Origin of the sequence: Gardnerella vaginalis (genome assembly GCF_001563665.1) — a bacterium.
Lineage (GTDB): Bacteria > Actinomycetota > Actinomycetes > Actinomycetales > Bifidobacteriaceae > Bifidobacterium > Bifidobacterium vaginale_A.
Window position 1 is genome coordinate 1 of the sequence record NZ_KQ961847.1, and the last position, 25,173, is coordinate 25,173.

The 25,173-nt window shown below is 39.2% G+C and carries 15 protein-coding genes, 1 other RNA gene and 2 pseudogenes; 1 reads left to right on the top strand and 17 read right to left on the bottom strand.

Going from position 1 to position 25,173, the window contains the following annotated elements; translation table 11 throughout:
* The 12 genes and pseudogenes from HMPREF3230_RS00005 to HMPREF3230_RS00060 form a co-directional block, all read right to left on the bottom strand.
* Positions 1–1,000 (bottom strand): annotated as a pseudogene (locus HMPREF3230_RS00005) (hypothetical protein); the annotation flags it as partial.
* 130 nt (positions 1,001–1,130) lie between these two features.
* Positions 1,131–1,784 (bottom strand): peptide deformylase, encoded by a 654-nt coding sequence (locus HMPREF3230_RS00010; protein ID WP_075522968.1) that lies wholly within the window; start codon positions 1,782–1,784, stop codon positions 1,131–1,133.
* Between the two features lie 207 nt (positions 1,785–1,991).
* Positions 1,992–3,425: a phosphoglucosamine mutase gene (glmM, locus tag HMPREF3230_RS00015; protein WP_075522969.1), complete on the bottom strand. Its 1,434-nt coding sequence runs from the start codon at positions 3,423–3,425 to the stop codon at positions 1,992–1,994.
* A gap of 335 nt (positions 3,426–3,760) precedes the next feature.
* A complete protein-coding gene (pepN, locus tag HMPREF3230_RS00020) occupies positions 3,761–6,376 on the bottom strand; it encodes an aminopeptidase N (RefSeq protein ID WP_075522970.1) in 2,616 nt (871 codons plus the stop codon).
* Between the two features lie 117 nt (positions 6,377–6,493).
* Positions 6,494–8,101 (bottom strand): C69 family dipeptidase, encoded by a 1,608-nt coding sequence (locus tag HMPREF3230_RS00025; protein WP_075522971.1) that lies wholly within the window; start codon positions 8,099–8,101, stop codon positions 6,494–6,496.
* Between the two features lie 261 nt (positions 8,102–8,362).
* Entirely contained in the window at positions 8,363–8,914 is a 552-nt protein-coding gene (locus HMPREF3230_RS00030; protein WP_075522972.1) for a YbhB/YbcL family Raf kinase inhibitor-like protein, read from the bottom strand.
* Positions 8,915–9,113: 199 nt separating this feature from the next.
* Positions 9,114–10,262, bottom strand: a complete 1,149-nt coding sequence (locus HMPREF3230_RS00035; protein ID WP_075522973.1) for a DNA polymerase III subunit delta' — start codon at positions 10,260–10,262, stop codon at positions 9,114–9,116.
* 2 nt (positions 10,263–10,264) lie between these two features.
* Positions 10,265–10,996 carry a dTMP kinase gene (gene tmk, locus HMPREF3230_RS00040; RefSeq protein ID WP_075522974.1) on the bottom strand — a complete coding sequence of 244 codons (732 nt, stop codon included), beginning with the start codon at positions 10,994–10,996 and terminating at the stop codon, positions 10,265–10,267.
* A 66-nt stretch (positions 10,997–11,062) separates the two neighbouring features.
* Entirely contained in the window at positions 11,063–14,053 is a 2,991-nt protein-coding gene (gene topA, locus HMPREF3230_RS00045) for a type I DNA topoisomerase (RefSeq protein WP_075522975.1), read from the bottom strand.
* A gap of 357 nt (positions 14,054–14,410) precedes the next feature.
* Positions 14,411–15,769, bottom strand: coding sequence for a phosphatase PAP2 family protein (locus HMPREF3230_RS00050; RefSeq protein ID WP_082266191.1), 1,359 nt, complete (start codon positions 15,767–15,769; stop codon positions 14,411–14,413).
* 42 nt (positions 15,770–15,811) lie between these two features.
* Positions 15,812–15,908: signal recognition particle sRNA small type (gene ffs / locus HMPREF3230_RS00055), an RNA gene on the bottom strand.
* A 44-nt stretch (positions 15,909–15,952) separates the two neighbouring features.
* On the bottom strand, positions 15,953–17,095 hold the full coding sequence (locus HMPREF3230_RS00060; RefSeq protein WP_075522976.1) for an inositol-3-phosphate synthase: 1,143 nt from the start codon (positions 17,093–17,095) through the stop codon (positions 15,953–15,955).
* A gap of 199 nt (positions 17,096–17,294) precedes the next feature.
* On the opposite strand from HMPREF3230_RS00060, the gene HMPREF3230_RS00065 reads away from it, so the two are divergent.
* Positions 17,295–19,628 carry a transglycosylase domain-containing protein gene (locus tag HMPREF3230_RS00065; protein WP_230955882.1) on the top strand — a complete coding sequence of 778 codons (2,334 nt, stop codon included), beginning with the start codon at positions 17,295–17,297 and terminating at the stop codon, positions 19,626–19,628.
* Between the two features lie 44 nt (positions 19,629–19,672).
* Here the strand turns inward: HMPREF3230_RS00065 and HMPREF3230_RS06350 are convergent, their stop codons facing one another.
* The 5 genes and pseudogenes from HMPREF3230_RS06350 to dnaK all read right to left on the bottom strand — a co-directional run bounded on the left by HMPREF3230_RS06350 (position 19,673) and on the right by dnaK (position 24,913).
* Positions 19,673–20,416, bottom strand: a complete 744-nt coding sequence (locus HMPREF3230_RS06350; protein WP_075522998.1) for an HAD family hydrolase — start codon at positions 20,414–20,416, stop codon at positions 19,673–19,675.
* Positions 20,393–20,971 (bottom strand): annotated as a pseudogene (locus HMPREF3230_RS06355) (heat shock protein transcriptional repressor HspR); the annotation flags it as partial. The pseudogene HMPREF3230_RS06355 and the gene HMPREF3230_RS06350, both read right to left, overlap by 24 nt.
* A 128-nt stretch (positions 20,972–21,099) precedes the next feature.
* Positions 21,100–22,140 carry a DnaJ C-terminal domain-containing protein gene (locus HMPREF3230_RS00080; protein WP_075522977.1) on the bottom strand — a complete coding sequence of 347 codons (1,041 nt, stop codon included), beginning with the start codon at positions 22,138–22,140 and terminating at the stop codon, positions 21,100–21,102.
* A 116-nt stretch (positions 22,141–22,256) separates the two neighbouring features.
* The gene (gene grpE / locus HMPREF3230_RS00085; protein WP_075522978.1) at positions 22,257–23,027 is read right to left on the bottom strand and encodes a nucleotide exchange factor GrpE; all 771 of its coding nucleotides are present in this window, start codon (positions 23,025–23,027) and stop codon (positions 22,257–22,259) included.
* Positions 23,027–24,913, bottom strand: a complete 1,887-nt coding sequence (dnaK, locus tag HMPREF3230_RS00090; protein WP_075522979.1) for a molecular chaperone DnaK — start codon at positions 24,911–24,913, stop codon at positions 23,027–23,029. The genes grpE and dnaK overlap by 1 nt, the downstream gene beginning before the upstream one ends.
* Positions 24,914–25,173: the final 260 nt, after the last annotated feature.

The window sequence follows — 25,173 nt, forward strand, 5'->3', positions numbered from 1 at the left end:
GACCATAAGGAGGTTGGTTCTGTTGACGCTGACCAAACTGAGGGTTCTGCTGCTGATTTGGCTGACCAAACTGAGGATTCTGACCAAACTGCGGGTTTTGACGAGCAGAATCCTGACCGAACTGTGGGTTTTGTTGACCAAACTGAGGATTCTGACCCAGCTGACTAGAAGAAGATTCGTCAGAAAGAGTCTGATTCACAGGCTCAAAATCAGCTTTTTGCAAATTATTGGATTCCGCTGTTGCGCTATTAGAATTAGCAGAATTATTTTGAGCATACTGAGATTTATTAGATTCTGAATCGTCACTTTTATTCTCGTCAAAACGAGGTTCATCAAATCTAACATCATCACCTGTATGACTATCACTAATGTACTCTTGCTCACTATCAGATTGCGCACTATCAGATTGCGCACTATCAGCTTGCGCACTATCAGATTGCTCATACTGTTTAACCTGAAAATCCTGCTCCGATTTAGGATTCTGCTGACCAAAATAAGAAGAATCCGAGATATCACTATAATTCTCATGACCAGCAGCGCTGGCGGTATCAGCAACACTAACACTGGCATCAACACTAGAATCGGCACTACCAGCAACACTAGCAGCAGCTTCATGAGCAGAATCACTATTGGCAGCAACACCTTCTGGAGATTCAAGATAACTACTAGGAGCAGCAACACTAGCACCAGCAGCAGCCTCAACAGTAGAAGCACTATTAGCATCAGCGCTAGCAGCACCAGAGACGCTAGAAACACCAGCAACACTAGCAGCAAAGTTATCTTTATTAGCTAATTGCGCCAAAGAATTAGTATCGCGAGGTTCATCCTGCGCGTTCAATTGGTTCTGCTGAGATTGAAAATCAAACTTTTCATAAGATTGTTGAGGATTGTTTTCCACAGAAGGATTATTTACAAAATTTTCTGTAAGCTTATTACCACACTCTTTGCAAAAATTAGCAACATCCCTGTTCTCGGTTTTGCAACGACTACAAACCTTCATACTCTCTCTCCTTATACAAAACTCATCATCGTGTTAAAGTACAAAAATACTCGCTAAACGCGCATATTACAAGCACAAAGCTTTACTAATAGAAATTTTAAATTATATTTTCTAATTTACAAGTAAAATATCAAATAGCAAAACCTAAACTACGCGCAGCAGATACTGGAACAGCTTCATCTGCCCAATAATCCTCAAGATTTTCATCTGTAGTTAATGAACGAATCTCTGCACGATCAATATATAATTCACCACGAAGATGATCTGTTTCATGTTGGAAAATTCTAGCAGGCCAACCATGAAGTTTTACAGAATGTTGCTTTCCATCTTCATCTTGCCAAGTTGCCTTAATATCAAGCCAACGTTGACGAACAGCTTGATAACCAGAAACACTTAGACAGCCTTCATAAAAACTACGAGTCTGAGTACCAATAGGCTCATAATGAGGATTGATTATTGCCCTGAACGGCAACTCCTCAATATCTCGAGGATCATCTTCATCATCTCGAACATGATCTTCAATAACTGCAATAGCAAGACCAAGACCAATCTGTGGAGCTGCTAAACCAACCCCAGGTGCTTCAAGCATCGTGCTATGCATAAGCGAAATTAGCTTATCTAAAGTTGCTCTAGTAAGTTGACCATCATATTCAACAGTACGAGAACGCAATACAGGCTCACCAGCCTGAACAATAGGCAATATTCCATCACTCGTTGCAGAATCCAAAAGATGCTCAACTGCACGACTGAGTTTTGTATCGACACTTGCGTGATGCGTAAACATAGGACTCCTTTAACGAATGCGAAAATAGTGCACGAAAACACAGTATTACGTGCATCATATGAACATAACACCGAAATGCTAAGTATATCAAAATTATTTTCGCATTGCCAGATACAAACAAAAACTCAACGCATTAGAATACTTAGTGCAAATGTAATACACATAACTATCCTCAAACCCACTTCTAAAAGCAAACTCTCAAAAACTTTACAGCTTCAAATTATCTATAACAACTTGAGCTAATCGAGCACATACTTCATCTGCTTGCTTTTGAGTTCCTGCTTCACACATAACACGAACAAGAGGTTCAGTTCCACTAGGACGCAAAAGAACACGACCAGAATCACCAAGAAGATTAGACTCTTTCTCTACTGCATCAAGAACTGCAGCATTAGTTTTAGAAGCCATTTTATCTACATTAGGCACATTCACAAGAGCCTGAGGTAACTGTGGAAAATCAGCAGCCATTTGCGAAAGTTTCTTTCCTGCACGAACAACTTCACGACACAAAGTCAATGCCGTAAGAGTGCCATCTCCTGTAGTAGCAAATTCTCTGTTAATCACATGCCCAGATTGCTCTCCACCCAAAGAATAATCGTGTTTAAGCATCTCTTCCAAAACATAACGATCGCCAACGTTCGTCTGAACTGTTGAAATTCCCATATCTTTGAGTGCAAGCTTCAAACCAAGATTGCTCATAACAGTAACAACTAAAGTATCATGGTTAAGTTTACCTTCAGATTTTTTAGAGCGAGCAAGAATTCCCATAATTTGATCGCCGTTGACCATATTCCCATTTTCATCTACAGCTAAGCAACGATCAGCATCGCCATCAAACGCTACTCCCAAATCTGCATTAGATGCTTTTACCATTGCTTGCAATTGCTCAGGATGAGTTGAGCCAGCGTGATCATTGATATTATAACCATCAGGAGAAGCGTTAATTACGATTACTTCTGCTCCTGCTCTACGCAAAGCCTCAGGAGCAACAACAGAAGTAGCTCCATTCGCACAATCTGCAACAACGCGCAAACCTGCAAGCGGCTTTGGACGCGTAGTAGAACCACTACTCAAAGGCGCAACTGCTGAAACAAGGTGATCTATATAAAGATTTGTAGCAGTAGTAGTATCTCGACTTATACGACCAACACCATCACCAGTTGGACGATCCCAATCTTGACCAAGAACTGATTCAATCTCATCTTCTTTGCTATCCGGCAGCTTAAATCCACCTCTAGCAAAGAATTTAATACCATTATCCGGCATAGGATTATGAGATGCAGAAATAACAGCACCCATTTCCACATTCAGCACAGAAGTGAGAAAAGCCACGCCAGGAGTAGGGATAATTCCAGCATCAATCACATCAAATCCACCTGCGCTCATACCAGCAGATAAAGCTGCAGCAAGAAAATCGCCCGAAACGCGAGTATCTCTACCAACTAAAGCGCGTCTACGAGCATGAACAGATTTATTTAAAGAATCGGAATTAGTATCAGAAGAATCAGAAGAAACACAGTTTTCAGAAGAAACATTTCCCAATACTCTAACGGCGGCATCTCCTAAATCCAACGCAAGCTTAGCTGTTAAATCTCGGTTTGCTAATCCCCTAACACCATCAGTACCAAACATTCGTGGCATAATAACGCCTCTTTCACAAAATCAATGAATCAGTTCATTCACGCGCTCGCAAAACATTACTCATTGCGCGCCACACACTGCTTATTATTTTATGCACAAGTTCACATAACGCGCCATAAAGAAAGCACTATGAAACAAAACGAGATTATAAACATTCTTACAAAGCTTATTTCTATAGAATTTGGCTCATAACAATAGATTTAGCTTATATCACTAGATTTGTGAAAATAGCAATATAATTTGCGTCAACAAATACAAAATATGCGAGATTCATAGCCAACTTATAACGTTGACTACAAACCTCGCATTTAATTAAAAATAACGAAACTGTTGAATTAGCTCAACGAAGCGTTATATTTCTGTACCATAAGAGTACGGCGCGAAAGATCAAGATTACCAAGCACCATACGACGAAGTGCATCAGGAGCGTCATTATGAGCTTCAAGCCATTTAGCTCCACCGTCAACCAAATCCTCAACTGGTGCATACACAGGATACAAACCTTCAATTAAAGCTTCTGCCATATGGAATGTGCGATTCTTCCAGATCCAATCAATATCAGCAAAATATCGCTCAACATATGGCTTAGCGAGATCTCCCTTAGCTGTAGAGTAAAAACCTGCAGCAACAGCACCCATCTGCATATTAGTCAAGTCAAGATTACGCAAAGCCTGTTCCCACGCCCAATCCTTAGCTTCTGCAGTTGCGCGCGATGCACGAGCCTGATAAGCATGCTCACGATTTTCAGTAGTATCTCTCTTTTGAAGTTCAGCATCAATATCAGCTTCACTCAAATCATTCACTCCTGCGAGCGCAATCAAAATACTCCAACGCAAGTCGTTATCAATATCTAAGCCTTCTAATTTCACAGAGCCGTCAAGCAATCCACGAGCTACACGAATAAATTCTGAGTCGCCGACTTCTCCATATCCAAGATAAGCTTTAACTAATTGGAACTGCTCATCAGAACCAGCATTAGCAGCCAAAGCGAGTTGCCAAAGTTCATGAGCAACATGCTTTGCCACTTCTGCTTGACGACTAGGGACAACATAGTGGCTTGCTGTGATTTTCACTTGTCCAAGCGCATAACGGAAAGTAGTAGATTCTCGCTCAGTAGCCAAAGCTTTAAGACTAAGTTCCACAAAGCGTTCTGCTGGGAATTGCGCATCACGAGTCATATCCCACAAAGACAGCCAAATAATAGAGCGCGTCAAAGAATCCTTAAAGCGATAAAGATTTTCGGCAGCAAACTCAAGCGACTTATCGTCAAAACGAAGCTTAGTGTATGTTAAATCATCATCATTAACCAAAATTAACGCCGGTCTGCGCAAGCCACGCGCCTCTTCCACCTGCGTTAGCTCACCATCAACATCAAGCTCAATTCGCTTAGTACGCTTGATTTCTCCAGTAGTTTCATCAACATCATAGAAACCAACTGCTAAACGATGCGCTCTAAGAACAGGATGCTCTTTACTAGCACTTTGACGCAAACGCAAAGCAGAAATAGTTCCATCACTAGACTCTTCAACTTCTGTAGAAATCGTGTTAATTCCAGCCTTTTCAAGCCACTTAGCACTCCAAGACTTTAAATCGCGACCGCTTGTAAGTTCCAATTCATGCAATAAATCAGCTAAAGTAGCATTGCTATAAGCGTGCTTACTTAAGTAGTTGTGAATTCCTTCAAAGAACTTTTCGCGACCAACATACGCAACTAGCTGCTTTAAAACAGAAGCTCCCTTTGCGTAAGTGATTCCATCGAAGTTTACGGAAGTGTCATTCAAATCGTTGATTGGAGCAACAATCGGATGTGTGGTTGGTAGCTGATCTTGATTTAACGCCCAGCTCTTTTCCCCAGAATTGAACGTGCTCCAAGCGTCATGCCATTGCGTTGCTTCAGCAGTAGCAAGAGTAGAAGTGAATTCTGCGAAGGATTCATTAAGCCACAAATCATTCCACCACTTCATAGTTACATAATCGCCAAACCACATATGAGCAAGCTCATGCAAAACTGTCACAACACGGCGCTCAGCATAAGCGTCTGTAACTTTTGATTCAAAAACGTATTGATCACGAATTGTAACCATGCCAATATTTTCCATTGCACCAGCGTTATACTCTGGCACATAAATCTGATCGTACTTTGCGTACGGATATGGCACTCCCCAAGTCTTTGCATAAAAAGCAAATCCCTTTTTCGTAATATCAAATAGATAGTCAACATCTTTTGCAAAAGCATCTTTAAGAGCTTGACGGCAATACATTGCCATCGGAACTACGCGACCATCTTCATTATTGTATTCTGTATGCCACTGAGCATAAGGTCCTGCACAAACAGCCGTAAGATAAGAGCTCATCTTTGGAGTTGACTCAAACTCCCATCGTTTCATACCTTCAACAACGCCGTTTTCCAAAGTGCCAGACTCAGTTTGACTGTTTTGCAACTTTTCAGAACTTTTAACTGGCATATTTGAAGTCACAATCCAGCTTTCTGGAGCATCTACAGTAAAATCAAAAACTGCCTTCAAATCTGGCTGATCAAATACAGCATAAACTCTGCGAGCGTCAGGAACTTCAAACTGCGTGTAAAGATATACATTCCCATCAGACGGATCAACACTACGATGCAAGCCTTCACCAGTGTTGGAATATTGGCAATTTGCAACAACTTCTACAACGTTATGCTCATCTAAATCCGAAAGTTCAATACGACTATTTGCAAAAACTTTAGAAACATCAAGAGACGCTCCGTTTAGCACAACTGATTCAACACTATTAGCAATCAAATCTAGAAAACTACTAGAACCAGCTTTAGCATCGAATGTAATTTTTGTACGCGATGTAAAATCACGAGCACCTTTACCTAAATCAAGCGATACATCGTAATGAATTGGCATATGAACCGCATCAAAACGTTCTTCTGCTTCGACACGAGTCAGATTTGCTCCTGGCATATAATGTTTCCTTCCTTATTATTTTTTAACAAATTTTCTAATAATTACTTATTATTTTTATCTTTGTAAATTCTTTTAATAATATTTTTACGCTACTCTCGCAAACTATACAAACTATCAATGATCAGAACGATTAAAACCATTCTTCATCTTCATACTAGTTATGTAAAGCACATTATCAAGCAAAGAATCAGTTTCAGTCTTAACTCTTATAGACATGCAATTATTTATAGCAGCAAGAGCGCGGCGAACTTTTTCATTACGCGTGGAAGCAAGAATAGCATCCGTATCTCTGACTAAATCTCCATAATCTTCGTCACCTTCGCGTTCAGGCACAAAATCATTCAAGTTGATTTCTTCCAATTCCGCAACGCTTTCATCTGCAGTCTTAATCATTTGATGACCTAAAGAACCGATAAGTTCTTGATACCTCTCAATTGCGTTAGCGGTATCATTAAATGCTGCATCAGCAAGAGCTGCGATGATACGATTTTCCCAATAGAAGTTTTCACTTGTCACTCGAGTAGTAGTATCTTCAAAATATTGCGGAATTTCGTTTACATTAGGGTAAACCGGCACTAACGCATTAAAAGGATTAGAACCATAAGCAATCCACTGAATCGCACGGAAGGATTCTGGACGATACGGTCTTATTTGTATTACAGAAAGCTCACTTTGACGGTTGATTCCAATTGGTCTAAACAAGTGACGAGTGTGCTCATCGCCAATCTTCCCATAAGGATCATATTCTGTTCCTTGATAGTGCGAGCTAAGAACATACTTAATGTCTTCAACTGTCACTTTGCGTTCAGGCTGACGCGCCCAAGGAATATCGTTACTATCCGGACGATGATCAGCATCTTTGCCATCCCACACTTCATCATAAGGATTCAAGAAACGCTCCATATACCAAGCGCGAGGTGTGTTATAAACATGATCTGCATCTGAATGAGATCCAAACGCATCACGCGGATTAAATAGCGATGTTGATTCAACAGACAAATCCAAATGATTTTCTTCAATAAACTCAAGCAAATCTTCAGAACACATATGTTCTTCTTGTGCATTAAATGCATCATCTAAATCAAACTCGTCAATACCAAGCTGATTTGGCATAACAACATAAGATTCGTCCGGAACGCGTTTAGCAATCCAATGATGACCGCCAACAGTTTCAAGCCACCAAATCTCGTTTACATCAGAAAATGCAACACCATTCATTTCATAAGTGCCGTATTTTTCAAGCAATGAACCTAAACGCAATACACCTTCGCGAGCGCTACGAATATAAGGCAAAACAAGAGTCAAAAAGTCTTCTTCGCCAATTCCACCTGGAGTTTCTGGTATGTAACCTAAAACACCATCTTCAGGGTCACCTTGAGATTTTTGAAACTCTACAAGCGGATCAGCTCCAAGAACTCTTTCGTTAGAAGTAATCGTTTCAGTAGCACTCATTGCCACATTCGCCTCATTTACTCCAGCTTCTCCCCAAATTCCTTCACTTAAATCAGCATTTGGAACGCAAGTATATTGCAACGGTTCATCAGGCAACTCAACAGTCACATGACTAAGAACAGACTTGTAAACTCGTGGGCATTGCTCAGGTTTTACTACTACAAGTCGCTTCGGATTAAATTCACCATTTGCAGAGTCCTCATTACGAGCAATAAGAGTAGAGCCATCGTAACTAGCACCGCGCCCTACGAGAATTGTTGTACATGCCATAGCATCCCCCATTTGATATTGTTTATTTACTGTTTATTTACTATTTTATTTACTATTACTGATTGATTCTAACGCTTAGACGCAATTTATTAGATTAGTAACAAAATAAAATGTGAAATGATTTACGTAATAATCTAGAAAACGAAAGCGATGTAATTTAAAACTAACTTAGAAAATAATTCCTAAATTAAATTCTTAAATTAAATCCCTAATTTAAATTCTTAAATTAAATTCTTAAATATTAGACATTTACGAAAAACTTTATGCTCTACCTGTAATGTACATACCTCCAGCATCTACAGGAGAATTATTGCATCGCAAATCTCTCATCAATTCATTCATATAAAAACCTTGCTTAAGATCCTCAAATGGCTTTTCAGTGCCAAATACTTCAAGCATATACTCGTGATCCTTGTCTGGAGGTTGCGGACCGTTGTAACGCATAGTAATAGACGCATCTTTGCATCCAATAAATCTACTTGCTTGCGAATTGACACCTTGCACAGCTTCAGGAATCATAGAAGTCATTTTACGAGAAAAATCTTCAGGAATTTGCAAAGCATGAGAATCATTAAAATCAAACATTAACGCTTCTGAAGGCACATTTGCTACAGTCCAATGAATCCAAGAAAAACCACACACAGGTATAGCATCATCATCCACAAATCGCCAATGCAAATAATGCACGAAAGAAGGCAATCTATCTATATAAAACGGAAACGACACTACTGGAACACCATTAATCTTATTCTGCTCCGGCGCAGCTTTAGAAAAATCGTCCGGTACAACTACAAAATCTGTTGAAATATCCATAACTCAAGTATCCAATACATCAATGACGAAGTGAGTTAAATACAGATTATGCACTCGCAATGTATGGAAGTAATACAGAAAAGTAATACAGAAAAGTAATACATGTATGTGATGTATGGGAAAACTTCGCGAACACAATAGGCTTGAGAAAACTTAACTCAATGTTTATTAACAATTATCTAGTACAACTTCTTAATCGTTAAATAAGCGAGCAAAGTAGAGCTTCACAATCAAGCACAGTATTCCCATTGCAAGCTAAACGCCTACGCGCATCAGCGATTGCATCAATCCTAAAAAGCACATCTTTAAGAGAAAATCGTTTAGCTAAATTCTCAATATTATATTTATATTGCTGATTTATAAGCTGAGCTGTGCTTTGAGCATTATTAAGAATCACTAATACATCTCTATACAAAGTATCAATCGCATCCAAAGACCTGTTTATTGAATCACGAGTTTTACGAGTAACTTTACGCTTGATTTCATCTTTTTTACTTAAAGCTGCGTAAGCACTACGAAGTTTCGTAGGTATGCGATCTTCATCAGAAAGACCGTTAATGCGTCTAAACTCTTTTTGCTGATTTTCAACTTCTTTTTGAACTTCATCTTCAGCTTGAGATTTAGCGTCATCAATAATATTTCCAGCTAAAACTATCACATCACAAGCACTACTCATACGAAGAATTCCAGCAATTAACTCATCTCTGCTAGTTCTAACGCTCTCATTTGATGCATATAACAATGCTTCGTCAATATTGCCTTGTGAAATTCGTGCAGCAATCTTCGCAATATTAGGATCTACTTTCGTTTGCTCTATTACATAACGAGAAACAGATTCTTCATCTGGCATAGAAAGATTCACAACTTGCATACGGGAACGTATAGTTGGCAAAACATCATGCTCGCTAGAAGCACAAACAATCCACATAGTATTCTTACTAGGCTCTTCAATCTCTTTCAAGAGCACATTCGTTGTGCGATCCAACATTCTGCTAATATCTTCAACAATTATGATTCGCCATGGAGAAACACTTGGCATTTGAGAAGATAGCGCAACAATATCTCGAACTTCATCAATAGTGATTGTTACTTTATCGCACGTGACTACATTCACATCTGGATGCAAGTCATCTAAAACTTCGCAAGACACTTTCGATAATGTGTTTCCTTCTCCTAAATCTTCACTTTCTAAAGCTGCAGCAAAAGCTCTAGCAACTTTCTCTCGTCCACTTCCAGAAGGACCACAAATAAGCCAACATTGAGATATGGAATTCTTATCTGACGATACAACTTTTTTTAACATGTCAACAACATGTGGCTGACCGATTACGCAATCCCAAACGCTCATATTTAAAATCCTTGATTTTTCAACGATTTTGCTTTTATTAAAACGTCAATATCTTTAGAAATTATCGTGCTCAAACATTCTGCAGAAAGCTTTGCATCAAGTACAAAATAGCGTTTACTATCTTCATTTGCTAAATCAATAAAAGCTCCACGAGTACGGCGAGCGAAATCAAGACCAGCAGATTCCATGCGATCTGTTTTGCCATGTAATCTTTCGAAGGCATCTTCAGCATCCATATCTAGCAAATATGTACGATCCGGCAACAAAGATGAAGTGGCCCATTTGCTTAAATCACGTATATCTTTCATAGTTAATTCACGTCCGCCAGATTGATACGCAAGCGAGGAATCAATATAACGATCTGTGATTACAATAGCTCCACGCTTCAAAGCTGGAACAATGACTTGAGAAACATGTTGAGCACGATCTGCAGCAAAAAGTAACGCTTCGCAACGAGCAGATATATTACTTCCATGCAATAATATTTCGCGCAATTCTTTACCTAAAGAAGTTCCACCAGGCTCACGAGTAACTACAACTTCAAAGCCGATAGATTGTAGATGATTACGCAATAATACAACTTGAGTAGATTTGCCAACACCATCAATGCCTTCAAATGATATAAATAAGCCTTTAGAGCTTTCTTCATTCACATCGCACGCACAATTTACATCGCACGCACAATTCACATCGCAAGAGCACCCGCTTGAAAAATCACTGCTTTTAGATGTCATACGCTTCCCTACTTAGCTCATGTTTAACGCAATCAACTACTTAAATAATAATTATTTTAGTAGAAGCTACTTCTTCACAGTAGATTTTACAGAAGATTTAGATGCTGCTTTCTTAGCTGTAGACTTCTTAGCTGTAGTTTTCTTAGCAGAAGCCTTAGATGCCGATTTTGCTGATGCCGATTTTGCTGACGCTGATTTTGAAGACGCACGCTTCTTACGTTTTACAGGACCAGCAGCACGCTTCTTAGCTAATAAATCAAACGCTTCGCTTGGGTCAATCGAATCTGGAGTATATTGTTTTGGCAAAGTACGATTTGTTTCACCATCAGTAATATAAGCACCATAGAATCCATCTTTAATAACTACTGGCTTGCCAGTTTCAGGATCATTGCCAAGCTCACGAAGTGGAGGCTTAGCAGCACCACGAGTGCGCTTACCATACTTCGGTTGCGCAAAAATCTCTTTAGCTTCTTCTAAAGTCACAGTGAAAATAGCTTCTTCACTACTAAGCGAACGAGTATCCGGCTTAGAAACTTCAGAATCACCATTAGAAACATAAGTCTTAGTTAGATATGGACCATATCTACCATTATTTGCTTCAATACGCACTTCCTGTGATTTACCGTTTTCATCGCTTTCTTGCATGTTTCCAACTAATCGCGGCAAATTCAATAATTGCAAAGCTTCTTGCAAAGTCACAGTTTCAGGATGCATATTTTTGAATAAAGATGCCATTTTTGGACGCACTTCAGACTTAGAAGAATCTTCAGAATTAGATCCGTCAGAATCTTCGCCCTGAACTAAAGCAATATAAGGTCCAAAACGACCATTCCTCACTTCAACAGTTCCACCAGTTTCAGGATCTACACCTAAAACGCGCGCGCCAGCAGAATTATTTTCAAGTAAATCACGAGCAACTTCAACACTTAATTCATCTGGCGCTAAAGTTTCAGGCAATGACGCATGACGAGGATTACCTTCAGAATCTAAATGCTTTGAATCTTCCAAATACGGGCCATATCTACCAACTCGCACGCTTAATCCATCGCCTATATCAATCGTATTTATTTCGCGAGCATCAATTTCACCAAGTTCAGCAACTTGCTGCTGTAAACCAACATGCGCTTGAAGAGAAGATTGTGCAGATTCAGCACCAGACCCAAAATAGAATCTTGTAAGCCAGTCACGTCCAGACTCTTCACCGTGAGCAATTCGATCTAAGCCATTTTCCATATCTGCAGTGAAAGCATAATCCACATATTTAGGGAAATTCGCTTCCAACAACTTAATTACAGCGAAAGCAAGCCAAGAAGGTATAAGAGCGCGCCCACGTTCATAAACGTATCCACGATCAATAATCGTAGAAATAATAGTCGCATAAGTAGAAGGACGACCGATTTCTTTAGCTTCCAACGTCTTAACCAAAGACGCTTCAGTATAACGAGCAGGAGGTTGTGTTTCATGCGATTTTGCTTCTACTTGCACAGGAGAAAGCACATCTCCAGCATTCATCGGTGGCAAAGCAGAAGAGAGTGCAGAAGAATCTGCAGAAGAAACATTCTGATTACCAAAAACTTTCATAAAACCAGCAAAAGTCACAACAGTACCCGATGCCTGGAAAGTAGCTTCTCCCAAATCTGAAGCAGCTGCTTTCAAAGTAACTGTAGCAGTAAAACCAGTAGCATCCGCCATTTGGGAAGCTATAGTACGCTGCCAAATCAATGTATAAAGCTTCAATTGATCTGCAGGCAAAGAGGAAGACAACTCTTCTGGAGAACGGAAACGCGCTCCTGCAGGACGAATACATTCATGAGCTTCCTGAGCACCTGCAGTCTTAGTTGTATATTGCTTTGGAGCGTCAGAAACGTATTCATCGCCATAATGTTCACGCGCGGCATTTCTAGCTGCAGCAATAGCTTCTTGCGAAAGAGTTACAGAATCTGTACGCATATACGTAATATAACCGTTTTCATACAAAGCTTGAGCAACACGCATAGTTTGACGAGAACTCATAGAAAGCCTATTTCCAGCTGTTTGTTGCAAAGTAGAAGTAGTAAACGGAGGCATAGGACGTCTACGATAAGGCTTTGTGTCCATATTTTCTACAACAAAATCAGACTGTTCCAAAGCTTTCGCAATAGCTTTTGCATGAGATTCATCAATAAGAATCACTTCTGACAGAGTTTTAGAATCATTTGAATTCAGCGATAGATTATTAGAAGAATCGACTGAATCGACTGAATCGACTGAATTACTAGAGTCAGAAGAATCGACTGAATCAGAAGAATTACGTGAAGGGACTAACTCACCTCTATCGTTAAAATCTCTAGATGATGCAACACGATGATTATTAAATTCAGTCAAATGAGCTTCACAATTAAGATTTTCTTGATCACCACTATCAAAATCAGCACAATTAGAACAAGAAAGAACGGCAGAAATATCCCAATACGTAGCTTTCTTGAAAGCCATACGTTCGCGCTCTCGTTCAACAATCAATCTAGTAGCAACAGACTGAACTCGTCCTGCAGAAAGACCAGGTCCAACTTTTCGCCACAAAACAGGAGAAAGCTCATAACCGTACAAACGATCTAGCACACGGCGTGTTTCTTGAGCATCAACCATGTGATCGTCAACATCACGAGTATTAGTAAGAGATGCACGAATAGCATCCTTAGTAATCTCATGGAAAACCATACGCTTTACTGGCACTTTTGGCTTTAACGCTTCAACCAAATGCCAAGCGATAGCCTCGCCTTCACGATCCTCATCAGTTGCTAAGAAAAGTTCATTTGCATTAGATAGTGCGCGCTTCAAATCAGCAACTGTTTTCTTTTTATCTGCTCCAACAACATAATATGGAGCAAAACCATGATTTACGTCAACACCAAATTTTCCGAAATCAGCTTTACTAGCCGAAGGAACCTGGCTCGGCTGCGCCAAATCACGAATATGACCAACCGATGCCATAACAGTATATCCATCACCCAGAAAACCGCCAATTTTCCGAGCTTTGGTTGGAGACTCCACAATGACAAGCTTCTGTTCTTTTGCCATATTCGTCCCTTTCTTCACATCGAATCTTACATTACGCTTATTTAATCATTACGCAAGCAAATCTCACAACACTTTAAGTGTTATCAATTACAACGCTAATTTCACAACACTGTTATTCAAAAGTTGCTAATCAATCACACTCACGTAAAATATTTGCTCACATATAATTGCTACTTATACCTCTATTTATACAACTATGCACGCGACTTTTACATAATTTTTATGTAATATCCTAGATTTTTAGCTTTTCCTACATTCATACACCTTCAAAAGTAATAAACGCATGAAAATCATAACTTATATTCAAAACGCTATAACGATATCACCTAGTGGCTAACTGTAGAAGAAATATAAGCTTCACGCCAATATTTGTGAAAGCTTATCTTTTGCAGATTGCTCTTCTAATTTATCTTTAGATAATGCAGACGGCGGAGTCGGAGGAGCGCCGACTAAACCTAACTTACTTAAAGGAGATGCGCTAGATTGACGCAAAACCATTATTACACCAAACACTAGTAACGATATGCCAGCAGTTGCGCAATAGACTGATAAATACGACACTTTTTCAGCCCAGCGTGCAGATAGTTCTACTCCAGGCAAAATTTGCCAGACGAGATACATAGAATAAACACAAGCAAACGCACCAAATGTAATCATAGAAGTGCCAATAATTTGTATGCTTACTGAAGATTTACGCGATTCAGGAATATCCATACCAGATTTTCTAGATAAAGACAAAATGAATGATGAAATAGCTCCAACAATCAACAGTGACATAATAACATCTGTAGGCCTATGCCACCTTCCAGCCATAAGAGAATAAGAAACTAAACAAGTAAATATCGCTGAAACTAATGCAACCCATGCGCGAAGTTTTCTCGTAACGCAACACGCCAATATAGCACAAGCAGATGCGACTAACAGAGTATGACCCGAAGGAGCTGAATTTCTTGCCAAGCTTTCTATATTCACAAGCATTTGGCGAGGCAATACTTTTTTAAGCGGCTCAAATGCAAGAGATAACAACACTATTGCCACACACTGGAAAATAAGCAACCAACGTTTACGAATAAAAGCGATTACAAGAGCGCATGCCATAATTAGAACGCTTATTGAAATTATTACTATGGATTTTCGCAAAGGCTTAAGCAATAATTCTAGCCATATTGGCAATGCTCTAGTTCCAAAACCGTCTATAACTATTTCTTCATAACTTTGACCTAACGGAGTTCTAACAGCAAGAAACCACAAAGTGAAAGCAACAATAAGCATAAGCACTCCGCATACAACACACCACACGCGTGTAGATATGCGAGGACTAGAAAGAAGTGGGTCTATTGGAGAAAAATCTGAATTATTAAAAGAACTTGAATCTAAATCTGCAGACTCTAAAACTAAATTTTTAGAATTGTTAGAATCTTGAGTAGAAGATTTAGAAGAAGATTTAGAAGAAGATTTAAGACTTAAAGAATTATCTTCATTTTCAGAAAATTGCGCGCTCGAAGTTCCATCGCTATTAAATACACTAGTTGTTGATTCATTATTTTTAAGCGCATTTACTTGAGCACTATTATCGTCAAAGTCTACAGATTCATCTGTAATCTCTACGCTATCTTTTGAATAATCAGTAGCGTGTTCATTAGGAAGCTCTGGCAACGGCTCAATATCTTCCAAGCCTTGCAATCCTCTAGATGAATTCTTTAATTCCTCACTCATACTTTAGACTTTACGACAGCGTCACGCCAAAAGAGTTTTACAAAAGAAATACCCCCGCGCACCCATCAGAGGCCACTTACCCTTGCTGCATTCCTGCCCTGGGGGGATTGGGTGACTTAATGCCACACGGAGGCTTTATCTATATTACACTATTTTCATTACTTGTCGAGTAAATTACAATTTTTAGGCGCGCCACACGCTTTTACCATGCTCTTTTGCAGATTCTAAATCAGAATCAAGCTGAGATTCATTTTCTTCAACTTCGCCTTTAATATAAAGCTCAACTAATTCACGAGCCTCACTATCTTCATGTTGTACAGCTGGAGATTTCATGAAATATGAGCTTGGAGCGAGAATAGGACCAGAAAGCTTACGATCTAAAGCAATCTTAGCAGCACGAACAGCATCAATCACAATGCCTGCAGAATTAGGAGAATCCCAAACTTCAAGCTTATATTCCAAATTCAATGGAACATCACCAAAAGTAGTTCCTTCTAAACGAACAAAAGCAAATTTGCGATCGTCAAGCCAAGCAACGTAATCAGAAGGACCAATATGAACGTTATGATCATCCATTTCATGAGGAACAATTGAAGTCACAGCACGCGTTTTAGAAATCTTCTTAGATTCCAATCTAGATCGCTGAAGCATGTTCATAAAGTCCATGTTTCCGCCAACATTCAATTGATAAGTGCGATCTAACCTCACACCTCGATCCTCAAACAATCTTGCCATTACACGATGAGTAATAGTAGCTCCAACCTGACTTTTAATATCATCGCCAATAATAGGAACGCCAGCATCACGGAATTTTTGTGCCCAAACAGGATCAGAAGCAATAAACACTGGCAAACAATTCACAAAAGCACATCCTGCTTCCATAGCAGCAGTTGCGTAAGCCTTATCTGCCTGCTCAGATCCAACAGGCAAATACGAAACTAATACATCAACATGCTTATCTCGTAAAACTTGAGCCACATCTACTGGATCAGCTTCTGATTCATCAATCATTTGACGATAATAATCGCCTAAACCATCATATGTAGGGCCTCTTAAAACTTCCACTCCAAGATTTGGAACTTGAGCAAAACGAATCGTATTATTTTTGGAAGCTCCAATTGCTTCACTTAAATCACGACCAACTTTTAATGCGTCAACATCAAATGCTGTAACAAACTCAATATCTCTAACACGATACGAACCAAAAACAGCATGCATCAATCCTGGAATTTTATCTCCATCATCGGCATTTCGATAGTATTCCACACCTTGAACCAACGATGAAGCGCAATTGCCCACGCCGGCAATGGCAACGCGGATACTCATATAAACTCCTTGCCTGCAAAAATCAATGACTATGCTCTATGTAGCACTAACATATTCATAATACTATCCACTGAGTTATATAGTTAGTTTCTTTTGATATTTTCCATATAATTTATAAATTTAACTTAAAATAGCACAAATTAGCACAAAAAATTACATAAAACTTATAAATTCAATACCTAGCATTAACTTTGATTTCATGACTATGCGTAACAATGAGCAAGACTCAAAAAGTAACTCAAGTGTACGTAATATAAGAAATAGCAAAGAATCTTCCAAATTACACGAACATAGCAATAAAGATTTAGCAAAAAAGAACGCAAAATCAAAATCAAGCAAAAATACAAGCAAAAATACAAACACGCGCACAAACAAAACAACAAGCACAAGAGCAAACACACGCACAAACAAAATAACAAGCACAGCTACAAGCAAAAGAGCAAACACTAGATTTGCAACAAAATCTAGATCCAATACAAATGCTGGAGCTAAAAATCGCAATCAGAACCGCAAGCAGCATAAAAAACATCCAATAATATTATGGATGATTATCTTATTTACTCTGTTTATAGCAATAGGATTATTACTTTTTGCATATTTGTATTACACAACAGAAATTCCACAGCCATATAAAATCGCAATGGCAGATAAAACGAAAGTTTATTATTCAGATGGAAAAACTGAAATAGGGTCTTTTGCTGAGCAAAATCGAGAGATAATCAATTGCTCAATACTACCAAAATACGTTAGTAACGCCATAGTAGCATCAGAAAATCGATCGTTTTATAGAGATAACGGCATTGATTTTAAAGGGATTGGACGAGCTTTAATACATAACGTTACTAAACGCAAACGCTGGGGAGGCTCAACAATTACACAACAATACGCCGAACGCTACTATTTAGGCGAAACAAAAACTTACATAGGCAAATTACACGAAGCAATTTTAGCTTTGAAAATTTCACAAACTCAAGATAAAAGCACAGTTTTATGCAACTATATGAACACTATTTACCTTGGAAGAGGAGCATACGGTATTCAAGCTGCATCAAAAGCATATTTCGGAGTAGACGCGAAAGATTTAACACTAGCACAATCCGCGCTTTTAGCAGGCATAATACCAGCTCCAAGTAGTTGGGATCCTGCAGTCGGAAACGAAGAAGCACGATTGCGATTTAATCGAGTTCTAAAAATTATGGAGAAAGACGGTTACATAACTCCTAAAGAACGAGAAAAAACAAAATTCCCTAAAACGTTAAATCAAAAATCTCAAAATATTTACTCTGGACCTAACGGATACATTTTGCATATGGTTCGAGAAGAACTTACTAAAAGTAAAGCTTTCAGCAAAGAAGATTTAGATACAGGCGGATATCGAATTATAACTACTATAGATAAGAACAAACAAAATCTTATGTTTAAAGTTGCAAGCCCTTCTCAAACCATGAGAAAAATCTTGCCACAAGGTATTCAAGTTGGCTCTATATCAATTAACCCGAAAAATGGTTCGATAATTTCAATATACGCAGGCGACGATTATGTTAAAAAACCTTTGAATAACGTCACGCAAGCACTATATGAACCCGGATCCACTATGAAACCTTTCGCTCTTATGGGCGCAATACAAGCTGGAATGAATCTAAATACTTTATTTAATGGTGATTCGCCTATAAAATTCGATGGAATCAAAGATCCTGTTAAAAACTTTTCAAATATTAGCTATGGAAACATAGATATGTATCAAGCTACAGCTAAATCTGTGAACACTCCTTACATGGCTTTACAGCAAAAACTTGGAAGACGCGTAATTGCTCAAACTGCAGTTGCAGCAGGATTAAGCCCTAAAAGAGTTACAGGAGAAAATCCTTTTACTGTTCTCGGCAATGATAATGTTCACGTAAGTGAAATTGCGCAAGCATATTCTACTTTTGCAAATAAAGGTAATAGACCTGATTTACATATTGTTTCAAGAGTTAAAAATTCAGAAAATCGAGATGTTTATTCAACTCCAATAACATTAAAACAAGTTTTTTCACCTAATAACGCTGCACTAGCATCAAAAGCAATGTTAGGTACAGTAGATCATGGCACAGCTACTGAAGTTAAAAAACTTGGAAGACCAATGGCTGGAAAATCTGGAACAGCAAATGATCAAACTGCTGTAAGTTTTATAGGTTTTGCACCAAATGTAGTAACTGTATTTGCTTTATGGTATCCGGATTGCAATGGTAACCCTCAAGTTATTCCGACTTTCCGTGGAGGATTTGGATTAAGCGGAAGTTCATTGCCAGTCCACTTATTTACTCTTTATATGAGAAACGCTCTGAAAGATGTTCCAGTAGAAGATTTTCCAGACGCAAAAGATAATGGGAAGATTGGTGGGCCAGATGGCACTTGGGGATTAGGTAGCCAAATTACAGAATCTGCAGATGACAATACAAACAGCAGCGATTCTAAAGATAATAAAGGCGATAAAGATAATAAAGGCGATAGCGGCACTAAGGATTCTAAAGATACTAAAGACAACAACTAATCTCAATACTCAGTAAAACACTACTAAACTCTAGCGAAACAGCGCTATTCACCCAAAGCTTTAACAACAATATCCTCAAAAGTACGCCAATTTATATTTTCATATCCGTGTAACTCAGCAAATTGAGGACCATTACTAACATCAAGATTAGAAAAAGCAGTTTGAGCTAAAGTAGTTGCACCAGAAGACGACGCAGAAGCAAGGCCTGCAAAAGAATCTTCAATAGCAATACAACAAGCCATTTCACGACTTACTTCTTCTTCAGAAAGCATGCCATCAGCGTTAATTCCAACTAATTTTCCAGCTGCAATATACGGTTCTGGGCTAGGCTTAGTCGCGTAACCATCATCTCCGCAAATATATCCCACAAAAGCACCGCTCGGCGCATGTTTAACTATATTTTCCACTAATCTACGAGGAGAATTACTTACAAGTATCGAAGGAATACCAGCTTTAGCTAAATCACCTAGTACATCCATAACACCTGGAACCCACGGAACATTCTTTTCTTCACATTTAGCAACATAATCGACCATTCCATTGCCAATTTCTTCTACCGACAATTGCGTTCCAAGCTCGATCATCGCTTTCGCAACAGCTTCTAGAGAGCCTCCTGAATATTGCCACGCAAGCTCTTCGCTCCATTGACCTCCGTGATTTTTAGCAAGACAAATTTCTGCTTCATGCCAATATGGCTCAGAGTCAATAAGCGTGCCATCCATATCCCAAAAAACGGCTTTAAGTAATCGCCGCTCAGATGACGCTCTCCAGGATCTCCACAACACAATTGATTTATCTTCACTATTTGAAGAATCAGAATCACTATTTGAGAAAGACTTAGATGAAGGCAAAGCACGGCGCTCACAATGAATGTCGTATCTCCAATTACGAGCGTTTCTAGAACGCAACACTTCAACGATATCACCCTGAGCATTCGCAGCAAAAATATTACGTTCAGACGATTCAGCTCTTTGCTCAATATGCCTTAATTGCCTTTTAAGTTGGCGATTTTCTTCTTGCAAAGAAAGAATCTGTATAACACCAGCTAAATTAATACCATCATTTTGGCTTAAACGTTGTGTTTGAATAAGGCGATTGATATCTCGCAAAGAATACCGTCTAGCTCCACCCTCTGTACGATGAGGAACGATTAAATTCAATCGATCATATTGTCTCAACGTTTGAGGATGAGTTTTCGTAATACTAGCAACATAGCTCACCATAAAAATAGGCATATCTATGTTGAATCCAACTTCATCCGCACCATCAAGTGTTGCTCTGCCATGAACTAATGCAACAGCGCACATCTCATATAAGACTTTAGTGTCTCGACTAACTCGCATTATAATTCGCCTTTCTTGAGTGTGTTGCGGATTTTAAACTAAACGGTATTCCAATAACAGCATGCAATAAACAATAACAATCAACTGAAATCAATAAAATTGACCAGCTAAATTCACAGCACCGCTACTTACTGCCTTAAATTATCTACAGCTTGTGAATATGAATCACCACAAGCTTTATCAAACTCTTTAGCAGCATGTTTTATAGACATTGTAGAGCGTTTAGGAACATGAATTTCCACTATTCCTACAAATTTACCATTCTTACCAGGAACTCCAGCATTTTGCACACATACTTCATCTCCACTTGAAGATCCAGCTGGAACAGTAAATTTTACTAACTCTCCATCTATATTTTGTAAAGTAACTTTTGCGCCATGCACAGCTTCACTCACTGTTAAAGGCAATTTAGTGAGCAAATCATTTTCACGCAAACTAAAACGTTCAGAAGGTATTACATGAACATTAAGATACATATCTCCAGAAGATCCGCCAAACTGACCAGACTTACCTTTACCAGCTAATCTAATCTTTTGACCATCTCGAACACCTGCCGGAATACGCGTCTTAAAAGTCTTACCAGCAGAACGCAAAGATACTGTTGCGCCTTTGAATGCTTGCTTAAATGTAAGCGTAATTGAGGTTGTAATATCATCTCCATTTTTAGGAGTAGGAGCAGATTCAGGCTGAGAATATTGACTATATTGATTTGCGAATCCACTATCTCCTTGGAATCCAGAAGATTGAGAACCAGCTGAACCAAACATAGAGAATAAATTACCTAAATCAGGACCGCCATTTGTAGAGAAACGAACTCGAGTATTCGCTCCGCCACCAGGCATGTCTGTTGCTCCAAACATTGAAGAGAATATGTCTGAAAACCCTGCAGAATCAAAACCTGCTCCGCCAGATCCTCCTGCAAATCTAGCTCCACCAGCTCCAAATTGACGAATAGCATCATAGCGCTGACGAGTCTGTTTATCTTTCAAAACATCATAAGCTTCTGAAACATCCTTAAATTTTTCTTCAGCTTCTTTTGTTTTATTCAAATCAGGATGATACTTGCGAGCTAATTTACGATAAGCTTTAGTAATCGTTGAATCATCGGCATCTTTGGAGACACCAAGCACTTTATAAAAATCTTTTGTCAACCATTCATTTTCAGCCATCTGTGCCTCCTTTCATTTTCAGCACATGTGACATATTTTCCCATAATATGACCTACTCGTGTTGACTTGATATAAACTCAAACCAACACGAGTAAGTATGCAATTAAACTAAGCAATCACGCATTATTTGGCGATGCAACTACAACTCGAGCAGCACGAATAACACGATCTCCAATTCTGTAACCTGCTTCAACTACAGCATCAACTGTTTCTTTTGTGGCATTTGGATCTGGACGATGCAAAATAGCATCATGCTTAGTAGGATCGAAATCTTCACCCTTTTCACCAAATTTCTCCACACCGAACTTCTCGAATGCTTTATCTAACTTCGCAGCAACAGCTTTGAAGGAATCGTCCATATCACTATGCTCGCGAATCCTATCAATATCGTCTAAAGCTGGAAGAAGAGCACTAAGAACATCTATAATCCCATGTTGACGGAATCGATCCTGCTCTTTAGAAGCACGATTGCGGAAATTGATGAACTCAGCACGCTCTCGTTGCAAAGCTTCCAAATACTCCGCAGCCTCTTTCTTGGCTTTACCTAGAGGTGTTAAAGTGCTCTCTTCCAAACTTTCAGAAGACTTTTCATCTGAATTTTCAGAAGACTTTTCATCTGGACCTTCAGAAGAATTCGAATTATGCGAATCCGAATTGCTATTATCTTCTTTATTACCTTCTGCTTTATCTTCTTTTTTATCTTCTCTAGACTCAGAATCCTTATCTATAGAATCCTTCTCTAAAGAATCAAAAGATGAAGATTCTTCTGATTTATTAGATTTATGTGAATTATCTTTCGCAAAAGCATCAGAGTCTGAATCACTGTTTTTCAATGATTCAACATCATCGATGCCGTTTAGATAATCGTTGCTGTTGAACTCGGACATTACTTGTTGTCCTTATCGTCCTTGTCGTCATCCACCACTTCGGCGTCAACTACGTCATCATCTTTAGAATTAGATTCTGCACTTTGAGCACCTTGAGCACCAGACTCTGCACTTTGAGCACCTTGAGCACCTTGCTGAGCGTAAAGTTGCTGACCAATCTTTTGAGCAGAAGTCATCAACTCGCTCTGAGCAGACTTAATCTTCTCAACGTCATCGCCCTTCAAAGCTTCCTTCAAAGCATTAACTTTTTCGGTAACTTCCTTGGAGATTTCGTCAGAAAGCTTGTCTTTATTATCATTCACAAGCTTTTCAGTCTGGTAAGCAAAAGCTTCTGCTTGATTGCGAACTTCAGCTTCTTCCTTGCGCTTCTTATCTTCAGCTTCGTGAGCTTCAGCTTCCTTCACCATGCGATCGATTTCGTCCTTTGGAAGACCAGAACCACCAGTAATAGTCATAGACTGTTCCTTACCAGTGCCCTTATCCTTAGCGGAAACGTGCACGATGCCGTTAGCATCAATGTCAAAAGTGACTTCAATCTGTGGAACGCCACGAGGAGCTGGAGCAATACCAGTCAACTCAAAAGTACCAAGCGGCTTATTGTCGCGAGCAAACTCACGTTCACCCTGATAAACCTGAATTAATACAGATGGCTGATTATCTTCAGCTGTAGAGAAGACTTCAGAGCGCTTAGTTGGAATAGCAGTATTGCGCTCAATCAGCTTAGTCATAATTCCACCCTTGGTTTCAATACCCAAGGAAAGCGGAGTTACATCAATAAGCAGAACGTCTTTACGATCACCCTTAATAACACCAGACTGTACAGCTGCACCAACAGCAACAACTTCATCTGGGTTCACAGACTGATTTGCTTCCTTACCACCAGTAAGCTCCTTAACGAGATCCTTAACAGCTGGCATACGAGTAGAACCACCAACAAGAACAACGTGATCAATCTGGCTCACAGAAATACCTGCATCAGAAAGAACATTGTTAAATGGTGTACGGCAACGTCCAAGCAAATCAGATGTCATTTCCTCAAAATGAGCACGAGTCAAAGTTTCATCCAAATGCACTGGAGTTCCGTCAGGAGTCATTGCCAAGTATTGCATTGAGATTGAAGTAGAAGTAGAAGAGCTAAGCTCCTTCTTCGCTTGCTCAGCAGCTTCCTTCAAGCGCTGCAAAGCAATCTTATCCTTGCTTAAATCAACACCGTACTTGTTTTTAACTTCGCCAACAAGCCAATCAATAATCTTCTGATCCCAATCATCGCCACCCAAGTGGTTGTCACCGTTAGTTGCCTGCACCTGAATAGTTGAGAATCCATCTTCATCCTTGCCTATTTCAAGCAAAGAAACATCGAAAGTACCGCCGCCTAAATCGAAGACCAAAATACGCTCGTCTTCCTTGCCTTTTTCAAGACCATAAGCCAAAGCAGCAGCAGTTGGTTCGTTAATAATACGAAGTACGTTCAAGCCTGCAATCTTACCAGCATCTTTAGTTGCCTGACGCTGAGCATCATTGAAGTATGCCGGGCAAGTAATAACAGCATCAGTAACTGGCTCACCTAAATAAGCTTCAGCATCTCGCTTTAACTTCATCAAAACCTGAGCAGAAATCTCCTGTGGAGTCCACTTCTTTCCATCAATCTCCACAGACCAATCAGTACCCATATGACGTTTTACAGAGCTAATCGTACGGTCAACGTTTGTTACAGCCTGACGCTTAGCAACTTCACCAACCAAGATTTCACCTGACTTGCTAAATGCAACAACAGATGGCGTAGTGCGTGCTCCTTCAGCGTTCACAATAACGGTTGGGCTTCCACCTTCAAGTGTTGCAATGCAAGAATTAGTTGTACCTAAATCAATACCTACTGCGCGTCCCATTTTTTCTCCTTTATTATCTTCAAATCCTAACTTGGTAGCGTATTAACAACTACCTGATTCATTTTCCAAAACTTGAGTCTACTACACTCAAGTTATAAAAGTCAAATTTTATTACAAAAAATCATAAAAACTTTATATGCCAAGACTCAAGTTTTATAAAACTAGCTAAATAACAGCTAAATAAGAGCTAAATAAAGAGCTAAATAAAAGCTGAAACTTAGCAACCAAAAAGCTAAATAAAAAGCTGAAACTGAGTAACA

Excerpts from the sequence above, each read along its gene's own strand:
- HMPREF3230_RS00010 (WP_075522968.1), bottom strand. The coding sequence starts at position 1,784 with ATGTTTACGCATCACGCAAGTGTCGATACAAAACTCAGTCGTGCAGTT.
- glmM (WP_075522969.1), bottom strand. The coding sequence starts at position 3,425 with ATGCCACGAATGTTTGGTACTGATGGTGTTAGGGGATTAGCAAACCGA.
- pepN (WP_075522970.1), bottom strand. The coding sequence starts at position 6,376 with ATGCCAGGAGCAAATCTGACTCGTGTCGAAGCAGAAGAACGTTTTGAT.
- HMPREF3230_RS00025 (WP_075522971.1), bottom strand. The coding sequence starts at position 8,101 with ATGGCATGTACAACAATTCTCGTAGGGCGCGGTGCTAGTTACGATGGC.
- HMPREF3230_RS00030 (WP_075522972.1), bottom strand. The coding sequence starts at position 8,914 with ATGGATATTTCAACAGATTTTGTAGTTGTACCGGACGATTTTTCTAAA.
- HMPREF3230_RS00035 (WP_075522973.1), bottom strand. The coding sequence starts at position 10,262 with ATGAGCGTTTGGGATTGCGTAATCGGTCAGCCACATGTTGTTGACATG.
- tmk (WP_075522974.1), bottom strand. The coding sequence starts at position 10,996 with ATGACATCTAAAAGCAGTGATTTTTCAAGCGGGTGCTCTTGCGATGTG.
- topA (WP_075522975.1), bottom strand. The coding sequence starts at position 14,053 with ATGGCAAAAGAACAGAAGCTTGTCATTGTGGAGTCTCCAACCAAAGCT.
- HMPREF3230_RS00050 (WP_082266191.1), bottom strand. The coding sequence starts at position 15,769 with ATGAGTGAGGAATTAAAGAATTCATCTAGAGGATTGCAAGGCTTGGAA.
- HMPREF3230_RS00060 (WP_075522976.1), bottom strand. The coding sequence starts at position 17,095 with ATGAGTATCCGCGTTGCCATTGCCGGCGTGGGCAATTGCGCTTCATCG.
- HMPREF3230_RS00065 (WP_230955882.1), top strand. The coding sequence starts at position 17,295 with ATGACTATGCGTAACAATGAGCAAGACTCAAAAAGTAACTCAAGTGTA.
- HMPREF3230_RS00080 (WP_075522977.1), bottom strand. The coding sequence starts at position 22,140 with ATGGCTGAAAATGAATGGTTGACAAAAGATTTTTATAAAGTGCTTGGT.
- grpE (WP_075522978.1), bottom strand. The coding sequence starts at position 23,027 with ATGTCCGAGTTCAACAGCAACGATTATCTAAACGGCATCGATGATGTT.
- dnaK (WP_075522979.1), bottom strand. The coding sequence starts at position 24,913 with ATGGGACGCGCAGTAGGTATTGATTTAGGTACAACTAATTCTTGCATT.